Origin of the sequence: Xanthomonas translucens pv. undulosa (genome assembly GCF_017301775.1) — a bacterium.
Lineage (GTDB): Bacteria > Pseudomonadota > Gammaproteobacteria > Xanthomonadales > Xanthomonadaceae > Xanthomonas_A > Xanthomonas_A translucens.
Genome location: NZ_CP063993.1, coordinates 291,114 through 307,899 on the forward strand (window position 1 = coordinate 291,114; position 16,786 = coordinate 307,899).

Below are 16,786 nucleotides of genomic sequence, written 5' to 3' on the forward strand. Positions count from 1 at the left end.
CGCGGCCACTGTTGCATGCGCCGCGGCCTTCGTTGCCGGCGCCGAACGAGACCCTTCCGCCGATGCCAAAGATCCAGGTCAGCCATTCCTATTTCCTGCGCTACGATCCCAAACAATGGGAGCGCGGCAAGCCGTATCCGCCGCTGGCCACGCTGCAGGTAGCCACGCTGCTGCGCCGGCAAGGGCACGCGGTGACGCTGTTCGACGCGATGCTGGCCGACGGCGTGGAGGACTACCAGGCCTCGCTGCACGCCGCGCATCCGGACCTGGTGGTGTTCTACGAGGACAACTTCAATTTCCTGACCAAGATGTGCCTGAGCCGGATGCGCGAGGCCGCCTGCCGGATGATCGGCGAGGCGCGTGCCGCAGGCAGCCGGGTGATCGTGGCCGGCTCCGACGCATCCGACCATCCCGAAGCGTTCCTGGCGGCCGGTGCGCACGCGGTGCTGATCGGCGAAGGCATCGCTGCGCTGCTGCAACTGGTCGAGCGGCTGCAGCAAACGCCGGACCTGGATGCCGCGTCCTGGCTGGCAGATGTGGCCGATATCGCCACCGCCGCGCTGCCGCAACTCAACCGCGCGCAGATCGGCGCGCGGCCGCCGGACCCACGCCTGTCCGGGCTGGCCGCCTGGGACCTGGTCGATATCGAGCGCTACCGGCGCCTATGGCTGCAGAGGCACGGCTATTTCAGCCTGAACATGGCCGCCTCGCGCGGTTGCCCGTTCCGCTGCAACTGGTGCGCCAAGCCGATCTGGGGCAACCACTACAAGCGCCGCAGCGCGCCGGAAGTGGCTGCGGAAATGATCTACCTCAAGCGCGCCTTCGCCCCCGACCATATCTGGATGGCCGACGACATCTTCGGTTTCCACATCGACTGGGTGGAAGAATTCGCCGCGGTGCTGGCCGCGGCCGATGGCTCGATTCCGTTCACCATCCAGACCCGCGCCGATCTCGGCAGCGAACGCATGGCCGACGCGCTGGCCCGCGCCGGTTGCGCGGAAGCATGGATCGGCGCGGAAAGCGGCAGCCAGCGCATCCTCGACAAGATGACCAAAGGCACCGCGGTGGAGGACGTGATCGGCGCCCGCCAGCGCCTGGGCGTACAAGGCATCCGCGTCGGCTTCTTCCTGCAGCTCGGCTACCTGGACGAGCAACTGGACGACATCCTCGCCACCCGCGCGCTGGTGGCGAAGGCGCGTCCGGACGACATCGGCGTCAGCGTGTCGTACCCACTGCCAGGAACCAAGTTCTACCAGCAAGTGAAGAACCAGCTCGGCCACAAGACCCATTGGCAGGACAGCGACGACCTGGCGATGATGTTCCATGGCGCCTATGACTCGGAGTTCTATCGGCGCGTGCGCGATCTGCTGCACCGGCAGGTGAACCTGCAGTGCAGCGAGGACACGCGGCAACCGCACGATTATGCGCGGGACTTGGCAGAACTGGATGCGCAATGGCAGACGCTGATCGCCAGCGAAGGCAGGCACCGGACCGACGCCGCCAGGCCCTCGGTAATCCCTGACTGCGACCCCGGCATCCCGCTGCTGCAACGCCAATGACCGTGCACGCGACAGCGCAAGCGCATGCGCCCTGCTCCACCAACCCCATCGACGACCGCGCAGTGCAGCCCGCATTGAAGCATGTCGGCAAGGGCCTGCGCCTGGCGACGGAAACCCTGGCGCGCGAGCTGGCGCGGCCGGGCAACGCGATGCCGCAGTGGAACCGGCTGCAATGGCAGCTGGCCGCGGCGGCGACCGCCGCGCACGGCATCGGGCCGTTGCTGAGCCGGCGGTCGGTGTGGCCCGATCGCGACTGGAGCGCGTTCCTGGCCGGGCAGCGCGAGCACGTCGCCCACCGCTACCGGCGCATTGCTGCGCTGCTGCAACGGATCGATACGCTGGCGCAGGCCGCCGGCGTGGCGATCGTGCCGCTGAAGGGCGCGGCCTTGCACGCGCAAGGCCTGTACCTGCCGGGCGACCGGCCGATGGCCGACATCGACCTGCTGGTGCGCGCCGAAGACGCCGCGCAGGTGGGCGCGCTGCTGGGCGAGCTCGGTTACGTGGCCGAATTCGCGCAGTGGAAGCACCAGACCTTCCGCCCGGCGCAGGCGCAGCCCGTCGCCAGCCTGGGCGAACATCGCGACACGCCGATCAACATCGAGTTGCACCTGCGCATCCAGGAACGGCTGCCGCTGACCACCGTCGATATCAGCGAGCGGGTGTTCCCGCGCGACAGCCGCCCGGGGCTGAATCCCTATCCATGCAACGGCGCGCTGATGAGCCATCTGCTGCTGCATGCGGCCGGCGGCATCTGCGGCCGCAGCCTGCGCCTGATGCATCTGCACGACATCGCACTGCTGGCCACGCGGCTGAGCGGCAAGGACTGGCGGGTGCTGTGCGACGCCACCGATGGCGCGCCGTGGTGGGCGTGGCCGCCCTTGCAACTGATGCTGCGCTACTACCGTACGGCGATTCCGAAAGCGGTGTTGGCACAGTTGCGCGCGCAGTGTCCGCCGCTGCTGCGGCTGGTGTCGCGGCGGCTGGACCTGACCCGCGCCTCGTGCTCGCAGCTGTGGCTGCCGGCGCTGCCCGGGATCGAGTGGGCGCGCTCGCTCGGCGAGATGCTGCGCTATCTGCGGCAGCGGCTGCAGCCGTCGCAGGAGAGCCGGCAGGAGCGCGCCGAGATGATCCGCACCCAGCTGTGGCTGCAGGGCCAATCCTGGGTCGCCCTGCCGCAGCGGCGGCGCGTGCTGCTGCGCCTGCTGCGGCCGGTGCCGCGCATGGATACCCTGTATGCGGTGCGCAGCGCCTTGCAGGGGTATGCGCCGGGTTAGGTAGCCGCGGCTTCAGCCTCGACAACGTCCGAAGCCGAAAGGCCCGCCGCTGCGCTCGCCGCGACTTCAGGGCACCTCTAAAAACCTGCCTGCTTTGGCATCATAGGGTCTTAGCCAACAGCCGAGGTCGCGCGATGATCAGCTTGTTTGCCGGACACGAACGCGAGTCCAAGCGGCAGCAGATAGGCGACCCGCTGGCGGTGTTGCCTCGCCATATCGATTTCGCAGCGATTGCTCAAGCCGTCGATGCGAAGCTGTCCTTGTGCACCGGCACGCGCGGGGGCCGTCCGGCCTGGCCGACGGTCGTCATGGTCAAACTGCTGCTGTTGCAGCAGTTGTATAACCTCTCTGACGATGCGCTGGAGTACCAGGTGCTGGATCGGCGTAGTTTTCAGCAGTTCTGGACTGGCCAGAGTTCCGTAGACACTCAGTTGCGGCTCTGCGCGTAGCGCCTTTCAAACTCTACAGGTGACAGCCCGGCAGCGGAACCATGCCGGCGGATCGGGTTGTAGAACATCTCGATGTAGTCGAACACGTCCGATGCTGCCACGGCGCGTGTCGGGTAGATCCGCCGCTTGATCGGCTCCTTCTTCAAGACGCTGAAGAAGCTCTCGGCCACGGCGTTGTCGTGGCAGTTCCCGCGTCGGCTCATGCTCGGCACCATCCGGTGCGCTTTCAGGAACGACTGCCAGTCGCTGCTGGTGAACTGACAGCCCTGATCCGAATGCACCAGCACACCTGGGCCCGGCTTGCGCCGCCAAGCTGCCGCCACCAGCGCCTGCAGTACCAGATCGCTGGTCATCGTCGACGCCGTCGCCCAGCCGACGATCTGCCGCGAGTACAGATCCATCACCGTCGCCAGGAACAGCCAGCCCTCGTAGGTCCTGATGTAGGTGATGTCCGTGACCCAGACCTTGTTCGGCGCCTGTGGCGCGAATTCCCGGTTGAGCACATTGGTCACCACGCCCACGGGACCACCGTGATGACGTGGCTTGCGGCCGTAGCCGACTTGGGCACGCAGGCCTTCTGCTTTCATCAACCGCAGGACGCGGTGCCGGCTGCAGCGCTCGCCGGCCTCGCGCAGGTCCAGGGTGATCTTGCGATAGCCATACACCGTGCCGCTGGCCAGCCAGTGGTGCTTGATCAGCCCCAGCAGACGCTGATCTTCGCGCTCGCGAGTACTGGCGCCATGGCGCAGCCAGGCGTAGTAGCCACTGCGTTGCACGTCCAGCACCCGGCACATCGCCACCAGACGGAACTCCCGGACGTGCGCGCGCATGAACGCGTACTTCGCCCTTACCCCTTGGCAAAGTACGCGGCGGCTTTTTTTAGGATGTCGCGCTCCTCGGTTACCCGCCGCAGCTCAGCCTTGAGCCGGCGGATCTCGGCCGAGTCGCTCGGCGCGGCCGGGGCTCCAGGGGCCGGTACCGTCTTCTTGGCCGCCTGCACCCAGCCATACAACGTGTGCTTGGGGATCCCTATGCGGGAGGCGACGTCAACCACCGTGAAGCCACGCTCGATCACCTGCCTCTCCGCCTCGGCACGGAACTCATCCGTGTACTGCTTGCTGTTGCCCATAAACACCTCGGTCATTGCCATCAATTATGGCAACTGGATGTCTACGAAAGGCTGGCCGGTCCAGCTGTTGTCCAGTGATGGCAGCAAACGCTTCGCGGACCATCGCTGTAATGGCTCGCACACAACGCGCGTGGACTCCTTGCCCCCGTCGAGATCCAGGCGCTACCGCCGCAACCCCGCCTCGGCCAGCGCTTCCAGCAGCCGCAAGTTCACCTCGTGCTGCTGCACCTGCCACGCCGCCAGCGATTGCGGCGATGGCGGCGGTTGCGCATCCAGCGCCGCCAGGCGCCGCTTCCAGCACTGCGGATACCGGGCTTCCGACACCTCGCCGGTGATGTCGCTGCCGAGCAGTTGCCCATGCAGGTAGGCGATGGCGGTGAGCAGGTGCGGCACCCGCAGTTCGCCCTGGTCCCAGTTGGTGCGCGCGTCCTGCGGATCCAGCACGTCCTTGTCCAGCGACAGGTAGGTCGGCATCGGCGTGCTGCGCAGGTGTTGCAGGAAGGCGTCGATCATTTCCATGCTCGAGCCGAAGCCGCACACCGCGCGGCCCAGGCCCAGGCGTCGCGCCCAGCCCACGTCCACGCCGCTGCACCAGTAACGCAGCTTGCCGCGGTACAGCGGCCGCAGATGGTTTTCCCAGGCATGCGCGGCACCGACATCGCCCGAGGTGATGCCGACCACTTCCACCCGCGCCACCTGCGGCAGCGCCGCCACCCGCCATACCCACGAACCGCAATGCACGGCGAACGGGAACCGCATGTTGTCCGGGTGGTTGTCGAACACCACGACCCGCAGCGGCTCCTGCGCGCACTGCGCCTGCCGCACGATCAGCGGCAGGCTCAGGTGATGGAAATCGCCGCTGCCCAGCAGCACGGTCCCGTGCCGTGCCGGCAGTAAGCCTTCGAGCGCGGCGCCGAAACGCCGTAGCCGGTGCAGCGAACAGGCGAAGCGCAGCCCGTCGCGCCATTCCTGCAGCGGCAGGCGCAACGCGCCCGGCACTGCGCCGAGCGAGTCATCCAGATCCAGCAGTACCGGTGCGCTCATCTCATTGCGCCAGGTCGGCATCGGTGTCGGCAAGGCCGACGTCGTCGGCTTCGAACAGCGGCCGCAGCCGCGGCAGCGCGATGCGCAGCAGCGGATTGCGCAGGTACACCGCATGCCAGGTATAGGTGAAGCTGGCGCCGATTTGCGCCTTCACTTCCGGATCGGTCCAGCCGGCGACATAGGCGCGCAAGCCATGGCGGCAGGCGTAGTCCAGGTTGTGCATCCAGCTCAGCGCATACAGGTTGTGCTCGCGCGCCTGCGGGTAGTGCAGGCCGATGTACTTGTCCAGCAGCCGCCCGTCGTGCACGTAGCACAGGTTCCAGCCAATCAGCCGGCCCTGGTGGCGATAGGTGAACACCAGCCCGCCGGCGTCCGCATCGGTCAACAGCGCGTCGAAGAACGCTTCGCTCAGCAGATCGAAATGCACCTCGCTCTGCGCATAAACCTGCAGGTACAGCGCATAGCAGTGCGCGCGCAGCGCCGGGTCGGCGAAGGCGGCGCCGGTTGGCAGCGCCCCGATCTGCAGATCGGCGCGCGAGCGCAGCTTGCGGCGGATGTTGCGGCGGCGGCCACGCGACAGGCGCGCCAGATAGTCGTCGGTGGACGCGAAATCGATCGGCACCCAGGCCAGCGCCTGCCCGCGCAGCAGCTCGTAACCGCTGCGCGCGCAGGCATCAAGGAACACGTGCGCCCAGGCGTTGTCGCTGGCATCGAGCAGCGGCGAGTGCTGCCGGATGTCCTTGACGATCAGCAGCGGGCGCTCGCGCCCCAGTTGCGCCCGCCACTTGCCGGGCAACTGCGCCGGGTCGGCCGGGCGCGGCAGCCAGGCGTACTCGCTGACGGTACTGCCGACGAAGCTGGTGCGCGGACGCAACCAGCGCCGCCACAGCCACTGCAGCGGCCAGCCGGCCACGCGCGCGCGCAGTGCAGGGTCGGCGGTGGTGAGCAGGTCGAACACGGCGTCGAACGCCGGCACGCCATGCTCCAGGGTCCGCGCCTGGAAATCCTGCGGGGGATGCGCGAGGAACTGCTGCTGCAGCGCCCGCGGTTCGAGTTGGCTTACGAAAGGCATCTGCAAGATTGACCGGCTAGCGTGGAGGATGGACGCCGCAGCCGTGGGCCGCGGCATGCCTTCCACCGGCGGCACGTGCCGCGCGGTGGCCTTTCATTTCGCGGAGGACTGCCATGACCACGTCTATCGAGACACAGATCCACAGCATCGTCGCCAGGCATGGCGAGATCGATCCCGCCGGCCTGAGCGCGGACACCAAACTGCAGGACCTGGGCGTGGATTCGCTCGAGGCGATCGAAATCCTGTTCGACATCGAGGAGCACTTCGACATCACCTTCCCGCAGCGCGATCCGAACCTGGACGACGGTTCGCTGGGCAAGCTGGCCGAGGCGGTGCAGCAAGCGCTGGACGCCAAGGCCGCCGCCGCCGCGCCGGCACCGGCGCACTGAGCCGGCATGGACCGCTCGGCGCAGGGACACCGCGTCGTCGTCACCGGGATGGGCGCGGTCAGCGCGCTCGGCCTGGGTGCCGATGCCCTGTGGCGAGGCATGTGCGAGGGCCGTAGCGGCATCACCGCGCTGGCCACGCCCGATCCGCAGGCCACGCTGAAGATGCGCCTGGCCGCGAGCGTGCCCGATTTCGCGCCGCAGTTGCACGGCATCGCGCCGGGCCAGCTGGATCGGATGACGCAGATGGCGCTGGTCGCGGCCTGCGAGGCCGTGGCCCAGTCCGGGCTGGCGCTCGATGGCGCAGCCGCCGCACGCGCGGCGTTGGTGATCGGCACCGGCGTCGGCGCCGAACTCAGCCGCGACGAACAATCGCGGCGGCTGTACCGCGAGCAGGCCGAGCGCCTGCATCCGCTGACCATCGTGCGCAGCATGAACAACGCCCCGGTCAGCCAGATCAGCATCGCCTTCGGCCTGCGCGGCCCGGCCTTCGCCGTGTCCAGCGCCTGCGCCTCGGCCAACCACGCGCTGGCGCAAGCCGCGCTGCTGATCCGCCACGGCCTGGCCGACGTGGCCATCGCCGGCGGCAGCGAAGCCTGCCTGAGCCTGCCGCTGATCCGCGCCTGGGAAGCGATGCGGGTGGTCAGCAACGACACCTGCCGGCCGTTCTGCGCGCAGCGCAGCGGCCTGGTGCTGGGCGAAGGCGCCGGCATCTTCGTGCTGGAAAGCGCCGCGCACGCCGCCGCGCGCGGCGCGGTGCCGCTGGCGGAACTGGCCGGCTTCGGCCTGGGCGCGGATGCGCACGACATCGTCGCGCCCAGCGCCGACGGCGCCGCCGTGGCGATGCGCCTGGCCTTGCAGGACGCCGGCCTGGAGCCGCAGCAGATCGACTACATCAACGCCCACGGCACCGGCACCCTGGCCAACGACGGCGGCGAGACGCAGGCGATCCGCCAGGTGTTCGGCCGCCACGCCGATGCGCTGGCGGTGAGTTCGACCAAGGCGGTGCATGGACATGCGCTGGGCGCCGCCGGTGCGCTGGAACTGGTCGCGGCGATCGGCGCGCTGCGCGAGCAGCGGGTGCCGCCGACCGCCAACTTCCTCGATCCGGATCCGGACTGCGACCTGGACTACGTGCCCAATCAAGCCCGCGCGCAACGGGTGCGCGCGGTGCTCAGCAATTCCTTCGCCTTCGGCGGCCTCAACGCGGTGCTCGCGGTGCGCGAGGCGCGCTGAGGCCGATGCCGCGGCGGGCGACGGGAGGCAACGCGGCGCCAACGCGCTGTCTCCCGCCATTTCACGCCACCCGCTTGGCGCGGGTCAGCAACTGGTCCAGCAGCGACAGCCCCAGATCGATCTCGTCGTGGCTGATGTGCAGCGACGGCGCCAGAGTGATCACGTTCTTGTAGTAACCGCCCACGTCCAGCACCAGGCCGATGCGCTTGCCGTTGTGGCGCAGCTCGCCTTCCAGGCCCATGTCCACCATCGTGTCGAGCAGCTTGCGGTTCGGGGTGAAGCCGTCCGCCTGGCAGATCTCCGCGCGCAGCGCCAGGCCCAGGCCATCGACGTCGCCGATTTCCGGATGGCGCGTCTGCAGGTCGCGCAGGCCGTCGAGGAAGTGCGCGCCCTTTTCCATCACCATCGTCTCGTAATCGGTCTCGGCGAGCATGCGCATGGTCTCCATGCCGACCGCGGTGCCAAGCGGATTGGAGGCGAAGGTGGAATGGGTCGACCCCGGCGGGAACACGGTCGGGTTGATCAATTCCTCGCGCGCCCAGACGCCGGCCAGCGGATTGAGGCCGTTGGTCAGCGCCTTGCCGAACACCAGCACGTCCGGAGTCACCCCGAAATGCTCGATCGCCCACAGCTTGCCGGTGCGGAAGAAGCCCATCTGGATCTCGTCCACCACCAGCAGGATGCCGTACTTGTCCAGCACCCGCTTCAAGCCGGTGAAGAAGTTCGGCGGCGGGATCACGTAGCCGCCGGTGCCCTGGATCGGCTCGACGTAGAACGCGGCGTACTCGCACTGCCCGGCCTTGGGGTCCCACACGCCGTTGTACTCGGTCTCGAACAGGCGCTCGAACCTGGCCACGCACTGCTCGCCGTACTCTTCCTTGGAAATGCCCTTGGGGCCGCGGAAGTGGTACGGGAATTCGATGAACTGAGCGCGGTCGAAATGGCCGAAACGGCGCCGGTAGCGGTACGAGGAGGTGATCGCCGAGGCGCCCAGGGTGCGGCCGTGGTAGCCGCCCTCGAAGGCGAACATCAGGCTCTTGCCGCCCGTGGCGTTGCGCACCAGCTTCAGCGAATCCTCCACCGCCTGCGCGCCACCGACGTTGAAATGCACGCGGCCCTTGCGGCCCCACTTGCGCTGCGCGTCCTGGGCGATGGTCTTGGCCAGTTCGATCTTGGTCGGGTGCAGGTACTGGCTGGCCACCTGCGGCAGGCTGTCGATCTGCCGCTTCAGCGCGCCGTTCAGGCGCGGATTGGCATAGCCGAAGTTGACCGCCGAATACCACATCTGCAGGTCCAGGTACGGCACCTCTTCGGTGTCGTACAGATAGCTGCCGTCGCAGTGCGCGAAGATCCGCGGCGGTTCGCTGTAGTGCACGGTGTCGCCGAACGAACAGTACTCGGCCTCGTCGGCCAGCATCTGCGCATCGCCGAGCGCGGCGTGGTAGGCCGGGCCGGTGCGCAGCAGCGCGTCCGGATCGGGCGAGGCCGGCTGCAGGCCGTCGTGCGCGGCCAGATCGAGCGTGTCGAGATCGCCGTGGAGCGGCGCAAGCGCGGTGGGGAGCGGAACATTCCGATTCATGGGGATCAAGCTCGTTGGGGAACGGGGAGTGGGAAGCGCGCGCTGGCGACAGCAGGCGCGGCGAGTTCGTGCAGCAGGGAGATGGCGTCGTCGAACCCGTTGATCGCGCGGTGGGCGATGCCGCTGGCGCGGCAATGGCGCAAAAGGCCGTCCTTGGCGAAGACCAGATCGGCCTTGCCGGCCACGCAGAAATCGGAGCGGCCGTCACCGATCAGCAGGGTGGAACGCACCGGTTCCTGCTGGGCCATGACCGCGCACTTGCAGGTGCCGCTGGCGCAATCGGGCTGCGCGTGCGGCGAGGCCATGCGCCATTGCCCGGCATCGGTGCGCAGCAGGCGGTTGGCGATGATCGGCAGCTGATGCAGGCCGTGCCGCGCCAGGATCAGCGCGATCGGGTAGTCCAGACCATCGCTGACGATGCTCAGCGGCATGCCCAGGTCGCGCGCCAGATCGACGAAGCGCACGAACGCCGGGTCGATGCGCACCTCGTCGAGCACCCGGTACAGCGCGTCCACGTCGCCGTCGAGCAGCGCCACCTGGCCGCTCATGCACTCGCGCGCGCCGATGCGCCCGGCCAGCCAATCGTCTTCCAGCGCGCGCCAGCCGGGCTGACCGAGGCGCTCGAGCAAGGTATCGGTCACGTCCTGCAGCGACACGGTACCGTCGAAATCGCAAAGAATTTTCCACTGGACGCGCAAGGCGGCTCTCCGGCTAATTCGGGCAGAGCCTAGGCAGGTTGTCTTTCGTGCTCCTTTCGGGCAGATCTCAAGCAGATGCCGCCGCGCCGCATGCCGCGCCAGCGCCACGCGCGGTTCCCAATTCGGACACAATCAGGCACGCTAGCGGCACCAGGCCCGGATGGCGAAACTGGTAGACGCATCGGACTTAAAATCCGCCGGGGGCGACCCCATGCCGGTTCGATTCCGGCTCCGGGCACCATCTGCGTTTCGGCGCGCGCAATCGCAGTCGAACGCCATACAAGCCGCCACGGCGCTACACCCGCCAGACAAAAGCCCCGGCGTCGCTGCCACGACGAGACCGGGGATGCCACTCGGCAAACAGTGAACCCGTCGGCGGGCGTCGCTCAGATCGCCCGCGAATAACGTGCCGGCTGCACAGGCTCGCGCAGGTAGCGGTCGAAGCACATCGCGATCAGGCGCAGCAGCGGGCCCCCGCGCGCGGTGGCCTGGATCGTGCCGTCGCGGTAGTCGGCCAGGCCGTCGGCGCACAATGGCGCCAGCGCCTGCAGCTCGTCGTGAAAATAGGTCGCGAAGTCGATGCCGTGGCGCTGCGCCAGCGCGGCGACGTCGGCGCGCCCCTGGCACATCAGCTGCTGGATCAGCTCCGCGCGCAGCGCATCGTCGGCGCTGAGCCGCAGGCCGCGCAGCACCGGGCTGTCGCCGGCATCGACCGCCGCCTCCCAGGCCGGCAGCGCGCGCTGGTTCTGGCTGTTCGCTGAAGCGAAACAACACGCGCAGGCCCTGCAGCAGTTCGCCAAGCAATTCAGGGGCCAGGGACAGGCAGGCGGCCATCATCGCCGCCTCGCGCAACACGCGCTGCACGTAGGCGCGGCCCTTGCCGACATCGCGGGTGATCACCCGGTTGCAGCCGCAGTAGAAACACGGGCTGCGGCAGCATTGCATTGCGCACGCTCGGCGCCGATGCCGCAAACGCCGCCATCGATGCCGCGGCAGCGCCGCGGCAGCCTGTGGCTGCTGTTCGCCGCGTTCTACCTGCTGCCGTGGCTGCGATTGCTGGCGGCGCTGCTCGCCGCCGGCTGAGCCGCAGCCGCGAGGACACCGCATGCAGCGGCGGCGAACGCCAGCACCCGTGCGTGCGGCGCGGACATGCACGCGATCTGTGGCCCACCTCGAGACACCCCCACCCCGCGACTTCATGCACACGGACTATTACCACGCGGTCCCGGCCGCGCCGCAACGGCGGATATTTTTGCCGGGAGGCTAGCGCAACGCACGGGAGGGCTGTAGAATGACTTGCTCACAAGCGGGAATAGCTCAGTTGGTAGAGCGCAACCTTGCCAAGGTTGAGGTCGCGAGTTCGAGTCTCGTTTCCCGCTCCAGATTCAGACAGAGCCCCGTCAGCGGGGCTTTCTCTTGTCGGACACCGTTCCAGCGGTTTCGGCTAGAATTGAGTCCACCGGCCTGGTGGCAGAGTGGTTATGCAGCGGACTGCAAATCCGCGTACGCCGGTTCAATTCCGACCCAGGCCTCCATCTGCGATTCCGAACGCCCGGTAGATCCACGATCTACCGGGCGTTTGCGTTTGCGCGCCGCTGCAGCGCACCGCGCTCCGACACTGCCGCCGCACTAACGCGCCGTTGGGCGCGCGCCGTGCGCCGTGCGCATGGACGGTGTCGCAGATCGCCTTGGCGCCGGTGAAGGTCGGGACCACGTCCTCTGTTCTGGCCGTCCTGACCGTGATCGTTGTCGAGCCGCCAACTGAACATGCCGCGCAAGCCGTTCTGCAACGCGTAGCTGCTCCGGCCGCAGTGTCTTCGAGCGAGGACGGCAACCCGCCGCGGCAGAACGCAGCGATAGCCGCCGTGATCGACTCCACACTCCCGCACTGTGCCGCTGCCGACAGCGATGACCCGCACGATATCCTGCGGGTTATTGCATGGTCTGAACGAATCCGCCAGGCCGGTGCTCGAAGTTCATTGCTTTTGTCATCGACAGGATCGGCAAGGACTCGAGCAGTCGCAGGAAACGCGCCGATTCTTCTCCAATGGAGTTCGACCTTGAGCAATTCGGCCAGTGAACCCCTTCGTGTCCTCGGTTTTTGGCGCGATCTGGAAGTCTTCAACATCCCCGCCGCGCCGTCGGCTCGGGATGCCAGCAGCCAGACCAAGATCACGACGCTCCGCCATGGCGATCCTCTGCCGTGGCAGCACGACGATTTCAAGCCCACGGTCGAATACGGCTACGTTCATGTTGTCTATCTCGGCGTCGCGGATACCGAGGCTCTTTCCCGCCTGCTGTTGCGCGCGATCTTCCCCGACCGCGACCTGAGCGAGCGCGAGCGTCAGCGCGCCAGCGGCAACGGCTGGCTGGCTGCCTTCGTCGCCGACGAGCATGGTTGTCCCAAGCCAGACAGCTACCTGGCTGCCAGCTTCGCCCACGGCGCGGCGGCACTGCGGCAAACCGACTCGCTGGAGAACGTCAATGCGCGCCTAAGCCGTGCACGCGACGAATTCGCCCAACGCTGCCACCGTTTCGAAGAAATCCAGGATGCCTCCGTTGCCCGCACGGGGAGCGACAGCGCAACTGCCATGCCCCTGACCTGGGACGAACTGAGGAACGAGTTGCAACTGGTGCGCCGGTTGCTCGGCAGCGAAACCAAGCAACCGGACCTGGACTGGCGAATGGTGGTGCGCAGCAGCCGAGTCAAACGCCGCTACCTGAGCGACAACCTGCAGGCCGCAACCGATTTCCTGAATTCGTTCTACCTGGACGACCTCGATCGCCTGATTGCCCAGGCACGAAACAACCGCCCTTTCGGCGCGGCGCTGAGCGCCTACCTGGGACGTGCACTGGAGCAAGACCAGCGTACCGACATCCTGGTACAGCACGCCGAAATGGCCAAACTTCTGAGCGTGGCGCATCTCCCCAGCGCACGTTGGCCCGCGCCATCCGAGCATCCTTTGGTGCTGGCGCAGCAGGCTGCAGTCGCACAGGTGTTGCATACGCTCGGGGCCTCCAATGGCGTCATCGGTGTCAATGGACCTCCCGGCACGGGCAAGACCACCCTGCTGTGCGATGTCATCGCAGAGATCGTCACCGAACGCGCGCGCCGGATCGCCGCGCTTGATCGCCCCGTGGCACTGTTCGAAGAGAAGATCAGCGTGGCCGGCAAGGGCTTCTATCCGCTCAAGGCCTCGGTGATCGCCGGCACTTCCATCGTGGTCGCCAGCACCAACAACAACGCGGTCAAGAACATCACGCAGGAGTTGCCGGCACGCAAGAAGGTCGCAGGCGAGTACGGCTCTGTCGATTATTTCGCCAAGGTCATGGGAGAGATATTCAAGGCGCAGAAGGTCCTGGACGACAAGGATCAGCCGCTGGAAGGCTGGGGCGTGATCGCCGCTGCGCTGGGCAACGCTGGCAACCGACGCTCGTTCGCCCAGGGTTTTTTCCGCGACGAGTACGTGCCGCGGGCAGAGGCCGCCGAGGTAATGGGCGAGGATTCGGAATCGACGGAGGACGAAGCCGATCAGGCGGCCGACGCGGCTCACTCCCCCGTGCTGCCGCCATCCATGAAGCAGTTGCTGGAGGTTGCCTCCAATGACGACTACCGGCGCCACCAGGACGAATGGCAGGCCACCAAACTCCGTTTCCTGGCGCTGCTGTCGGAGTTCGAGCAGCGCCGCGAGGCGTTGATGCGAGCGGAGCAAGCGGCTCAGTCTCTGGATGCCGAACGCGGCCACCTCGACACGCTCCAAGCCGAAATCAATCACATGACCGACGACATCGCCGAGCACGCGCGGACCCTGTCCCGGCAGCAGGAGACGCTGTCGGATCAACGCGCGATGTTGGAGGCCCACAAAGCCCTGCTCGCGCAGCGGCAGGCGGCAGCGACGCCCAACCTGCAGGACCGCCTATCGGCCTTGTTCGGCCGCGAAACGCAGCGGATGGCGGTATTGCGCCGATCCCTGGAGGAACCTGCCAAACTTCTGGCCGAGTCCGCCGCCGTCTTTGCGCACCAGGCCAAGGAGGTCGCCCACACGCAGGCGGAGTTGGAGCGTCGGCAGGAGCGTCTGAAGCCGCTGTCCTCCAAGCGGGACCAGTTGGACAAGGAACTCCAACGGCATCGACAGGCGCTGGACGCCGTCTACGCACTGGGCACCCGCCACTTCCCGGATACCCGTCTGTGGGAACTGCCGAACGCGGACCGCCAGCGCGCAAGTGTCGCCGTCTATGCGGAGCTGGACCAACTGCGTGCGCAGGTCTTCCTGCAAGCGGTGGAGCTGCACAGGCTGAGCATCCTGGCCAACGCCGGCAAATTCATCGCCAATCTGCGCGCGGTGAACGGCATGCTGATGGGCACACTGCGGGACAAGCTCCCCGTCGAACAACGCCCCACGCTGTGGGATGCATTCTTCTTCGTCGTGCCGGTGGTATCCACCACCCTCGCCTCCTTCGACCGCCTGTTCCTGGGCATGGGCCAGGACAGCCTGGGCTGGTTGCTGCTGGATGAAGCCGGCCAAGCCACGCCGCAATCGGCGGCTGGCGCGCTGTGGCGCAGCCGTCGTGCCGTGATTGTGGGCGACCCGCTGCAGATCGAGCCAGTCTTCACCGTGCCGCTCAGCCTCGCCGAAGACCTACGCCAGCGAAACGGCGTCGACCGCACCTGGTCGCCGGTCGACGAATCCGTGCAGACCCTGGCCGATCGCATCACCCCTTTCGGCTCATGGGTCGCGATGGCATCCGATCCTTCCGCAGCCGATACGCCGGAACGCCTTTGGACCGGCATGCCGTTGCGCACGCATCGTCGCTGCGACGCCCCCATGTTCTCCGTCGCGAACGAGATCGCCTATGCAGGGCAGATGGTGCAAGGACGAGTGGACGCACAGGGGCAACCCAAGCCCATCGCGTTCTCCTGCATCCTGGGCGAAAGCGCCTGGATGGACGTTCGCTCCACGCAAGTCGAGCATCCGGTCTGCGCCGACGAAATCGCTCACCTGCTCGCGTGCCTGGAGCGATTGCGTCAGGTACCGGCACACGTGTTGTCGGGATCGCCGGATGAGCCTGGCCCCCTGGCCAAGGTGTTTGTCATTTCGCCGTTCCGCAAGGTCGTCCAAGCCTGCAAGCCCCGCATCAAGCAGGCTGGCTTCAGCGGCATCGAATGCGGCACCGTGCATACCTTCCAAGGAAAAGAAGCGGAAATCGTGTTCTTCGTCCTGGGTACCGCACCGGGCTCGGAGGGCGCGGGCGCGCGTGCTTGGGCTGCCGGCAAGCCGAACCTGTTGAACGTCGCGATCACGCGCGCCAAGTGCCGCCTCTATGTGCTGGGCGATGTGCAGCAATGGGGTGGACTTGACTATTTCCGGCAATTGCGGGAAGCGCTACCGGTGCAGCGTATCGAATCGACGGCAGCATCGAGGCCGTAGCAGGCGGCGCCTACGCCCGCGAAGCGACACCGGCCGGGCGCAACATGCTCGATATGGCCAGTAACGATACCCGGGGTGCGCCCCGGCGAGCGCATCGCACTCGGCCAGAACGAAAAAAGGACCCGAAGGTCCTGATTTCATCGTTTTGCAAATACCCGCTGGGTACCTGCGAAACCGTCTGGAGCGGGAAACGAGACTCGAACTCGCGACCTCAACCTTGGCAAGGTTGCGCTCTACCAACTGAGCTATTCCCGCTTGAGGCCGCGAATTTTACCGGGAACCTGCAGGCTGTCAACCATTGCCTTCGATTTTCTTCGCATTCTTGTCCGCCACCGCGGCGCGCTCGTCGGCGCGCAGGCTCGGCCAGGCCGCATGCAGGTACTGGATGCCGGACAGCAGGGTCAGGATCGAGGCGATCGCCAGCGTCCAGTCGCCGATGTGGAAGATGAACAGGCCCATCCACACGCTCTCCGGCGGCGAGCCGTCGGGCATCACCGAATACAGCAAGCACAGCAGCGCCACCATCTGCGCGGTGGTCTTGACCTTGCCGATCATCGCCACCCGCACCTTGGCGCGCTGGCCGATCTCGGCCATCCATTCGCGCAGCGCCGACACCGCGATCTCGCGGCCGACGATCACCGCCGCCCAGAACGCCATCCACGGCGTCGGGTGGCCCTGCACGATCAGGAACAGCGCCACCGCCACCATCAGCTTGTCGGCCACCGGGTCCAGGAACGCGCCGAACGCCGAATACTGGTGGTAGCGCCGCGCCACCCAGCCGTCCAGCCAGTCGGTGAACGCGGCCAGGCCGAAGATCGCCGCCGAAGCGAAGTTCGTCCACGTGTAGGGAAGGTAGAACACCAGCACCAGCACCGGAATCATCACGATGCGCAGCAGCGTCAGCCAAGTGGGGATGGTCAACTTCATTGCG

13 protein-coding genes and 4 tRNA genes are annotated in these 16,786 nt (G+C 67.2%); 9 read left to right on the forward strand and 8 right to left on the reverse strand.

Translation table 11 applies throughout. The features are described from left to right. The first annotated feature begins 8 nt into the window (after positions 1-8). From ISN38_RS01035 to ISN38_RS20750, 3 genes are all read left to right on the forward strand, one after another. Positions 9-1,559 carry a B12-binding domain-containing radical SAM protein gene (locus tag ISN38_RS01035; RefSeq protein WP_425509985.1) on the forward strand — a complete coding sequence of 517 codons (1,551 nt, stop codon included), beginning with the start codon at positions 9-11 and terminating at the stop codon, positions 1,557-1,559. Beyond that, positions 1,556-2,833: a nucleotidyltransferase family protein gene (locus tag ISN38_RS01040; protein WP_080964767.1), complete on the forward strand. Its 1,278-nt coding sequence runs from the start codon at positions 1,556-1,558 to the stop codon at positions 2,831-2,833. The genes ISN38_RS01035 and ISN38_RS01040 overlap by 4 nt, the downstream gene beginning before the upstream one ends. Before the next feature lie 134 nt (positions 2,834-2,967). Next, entirely contained in the window at positions 2,968-3,282 is a 315-nt protein-coding gene (locus ISN38_RS20750; RefSeq protein WP_277820288.1) for a transposase, read from the forward strand. Here ISN38_RS20750 and ISN38_RS01050 read toward each other — a convergent pair. The 3 genes from ISN38_RS01050 to ISN38_RS01060 all read right to left on the reverse strand — a co-directional run bounded on the left by ISN38_RS01050 (position 3,261) and on the right by ISN38_RS01060 (position 6,527). Then, positions 3,261-4,411 (reverse strand): IS3 family transposase gene (locus ISN38_RS01050; RefSeq protein WP_206712191.1). Its coding sequence is split into 2 segments (ribosomal slippage): positions 3,261-4,156 and positions 4,156-4,411, totalling 1,152 coding nucleotides; the frame shifts between segments, so codons are not numbered across the junction. The genes ISN38_RS20750 and ISN38_RS01050 overlap by 22 nt on opposite strands. Before the next feature lie 162 nt (positions 4,412-4,573). Beyond that, entirely contained in the window at positions 4,574-5,455 is an 882-nt protein-coding gene (locus ISN38_RS01055; protein ID WP_170874037.1) for an arginase family protein, read from the reverse strand. A 1-nt stretch (position 5,456) separates the two neighbouring features. After that, positions 5,457-6,527, reverse strand: coding sequence for a GNAT family N-acetyltransferase (locus ISN38_RS01060; protein WP_003472821.1), 1,071 nt, complete (start codon positions 6,525-6,527; stop codon positions 5,457-5,459). 113 nt (positions 6,528-6,640) lie between these two features. On the opposite strand from ISN38_RS01060, the gene ISN38_RS01065 reads away from it, so the two are divergent. Next, complete coding sequence (locus ISN38_RS01065; RefSeq protein WP_003472820.1) at positions 6,641-6,916, forward strand: acyl carrier protein; 276 nt, start codon at positions 6,641-6,643, stop codon at positions 6,914-6,916. 6 nt (positions 6,917-6,922) lie between these two features. Then, on the forward strand, positions 6,923-8,149 hold the full coding sequence (locus ISN38_RS01070) for a beta-ketoacyl-[acyl-carrier-protein] synthase family protein (protein WP_206712018.1): 1,227 nt from the start codon (positions 6,923-6,925) through the stop codon (positions 8,147-8,149). A gap of 61 nt (positions 8,150-8,210) precedes the next feature. On the opposite strand, the gene ISN38_RS01075 is transcribed toward ISN38_RS01070, so the two are convergent. Together ISN38_RS01075 and ISN38_RS01080 are read right to left on the reverse strand one after the other, a co-directional pair. Continuing rightward, on the reverse strand, positions 8,211-9,728 hold the full coding sequence (locus ISN38_RS01075; protein WP_003472814.1) for an aspartate aminotransferase family protein: 1,518 nt from the start codon (positions 9,726-9,728) through the stop codon (positions 8,211-8,213). Between the two features lie 5 nt (positions 9,729-9,733). Further along, positions 9,734-10,426 carry an MtnX-like HAD-IB family phosphatase gene (locus ISN38_RS01080; RefSeq protein WP_058359073.1) on the reverse strand — a complete coding sequence of 231 codons (693 nt, stop codon included), beginning with the start codon at positions 10,424-10,426 and terminating at the stop codon, positions 9,734-9,736. A 154-nt stretch (positions 10,427-10,580) separates the two neighbouring features. On the opposite strand from ISN38_RS01080, the gene ISN38_RS01085 reads away from it, so the two are divergent. Beyond that, positions 10,581-10,667, forward strand: a tRNA-Leu gene (locus tag ISN38_RS01085). Between the two features lie 145 nt (positions 10,668-10,812). On the opposite strand, the gene ISN38_RS01090 is transcribed toward ISN38_RS01085, so the two are convergent. Next, positions 10,813-11,226: an oxygen-independent coproporphyrinogen III oxidase gene (locus ISN38_RS01090; RefSeq protein WP_058359072.1), complete on the reverse strand. Its 414-nt coding sequence runs from the start codon at positions 11,224-11,226 to the stop codon at positions 10,813-10,815. 506 nt (positions 11,227-11,732) lie between these two features. Between ISN38_RS01090 and ISN38_RS01095 the strand changes: the two genes are divergently transcribed. The 3 genes from ISN38_RS01095 (at position 11,733) to ISN38_RS01105 (ending at position 15,855) form a co-directional block, all read left to right on the forward strand. Further along, a tRNA-Gly gene (locus ISN38_RS01095) sits at positions 11,733-11,808 on the forward strand. 79 nt (positions 11,809-11,887) lie between these two features. Next, positions 11,888-11,961, forward strand: a tRNA-Cys gene (locus tag ISN38_RS01100). A gap of 138 nt (positions 11,962-12,099) precedes the next feature. Continuing rightward, on the forward strand, positions 12,100-15,855 hold the full coding sequence (locus ISN38_RS01105; protein WP_230938661.1) for a DEAD/DEAH box helicase: 3,756 nt from the start codon (positions 12,100-12,102) through the stop codon (positions 15,853-15,855). Positions 15,856-16,034: 179 nt separating this feature from the next. Here the strand turns inward: ISN38_RS01105 and ISN38_RS01110 are convergent. Next, positions 16,035-16,110 (reverse strand) — tRNA-Gly (locus ISN38_RS01110). Between the two features lie 36 nt (positions 16,111-16,146). Beyond that, positions 16,147-16,782: a CDP-diacylglycerol--glycerol-3-phosphate 3-phosphatidyltransferase gene (gene pgsA / locus ISN38_RS01115; protein WP_003472804.1), complete on the reverse strand. Its 636-nt coding sequence runs from the start codon at positions 16,780-16,782 to the stop codon at positions 16,147-16,149. Between the last annotated feature and the right edge of the window lie 4 nt (positions 16,783-16,786).

Coding starts and splice junctions, on each gene's coding strand:
- ISN38_RS20750 (WP_277820288.1), top strand. CDS start 2,968: ATGATCAGCTTGTTTGCCGGACACGAACGCGAGTCCAAGCGGCAGCAG.
- ISN38_RS01040 (WP_080964767.1), top strand. CDS start 1,556: ATGACCGTGCACGCGACAGCGCAAGCGCATGCGCCCTGCTCCACCAAC.
- ISN38_RS01055 (WP_170874037.1), bottom strand. CDS start 5,455: ATGAGCGCACCGGTACTGCTGGATCTGGATGACTCGCTCGGCGCAGTG.
- ISN38_RS01060 (WP_003472821.1), bottom strand. CDS start 6,527: ATGCCTTTCGTAAGCCAACTCGAACCGCGGGCGCTGCAGCAGCAGTTC.
- ISN38_RS01075 (WP_003472814.1), bottom strand. CDS start 9,728: ATGAATCGGAATGTTCCGCTCCCCACCGCGCTTGCGCCGCTCCACGGC.
- pgsA (WP_003472804.1), bottom strand. CDS start 16,782: ATGAAGTTGACCATCCCCACTTGGCTGACGCTGCTGCGCATCGTGATG.
- ISN38_RS01070 (WP_206712018.1), top strand. CDS start 6,923: ATGGACCGCTCGGCGCAGGGACACCGCGTCGTCGTCACCGGGATGGGC.
- ISN38_RS01065 (WP_003472820.1), top strand. CDS start 6,641: ATGACCACGTCTATCGAGACACAGATCCACAGCATCGTCGCCAGGCAT.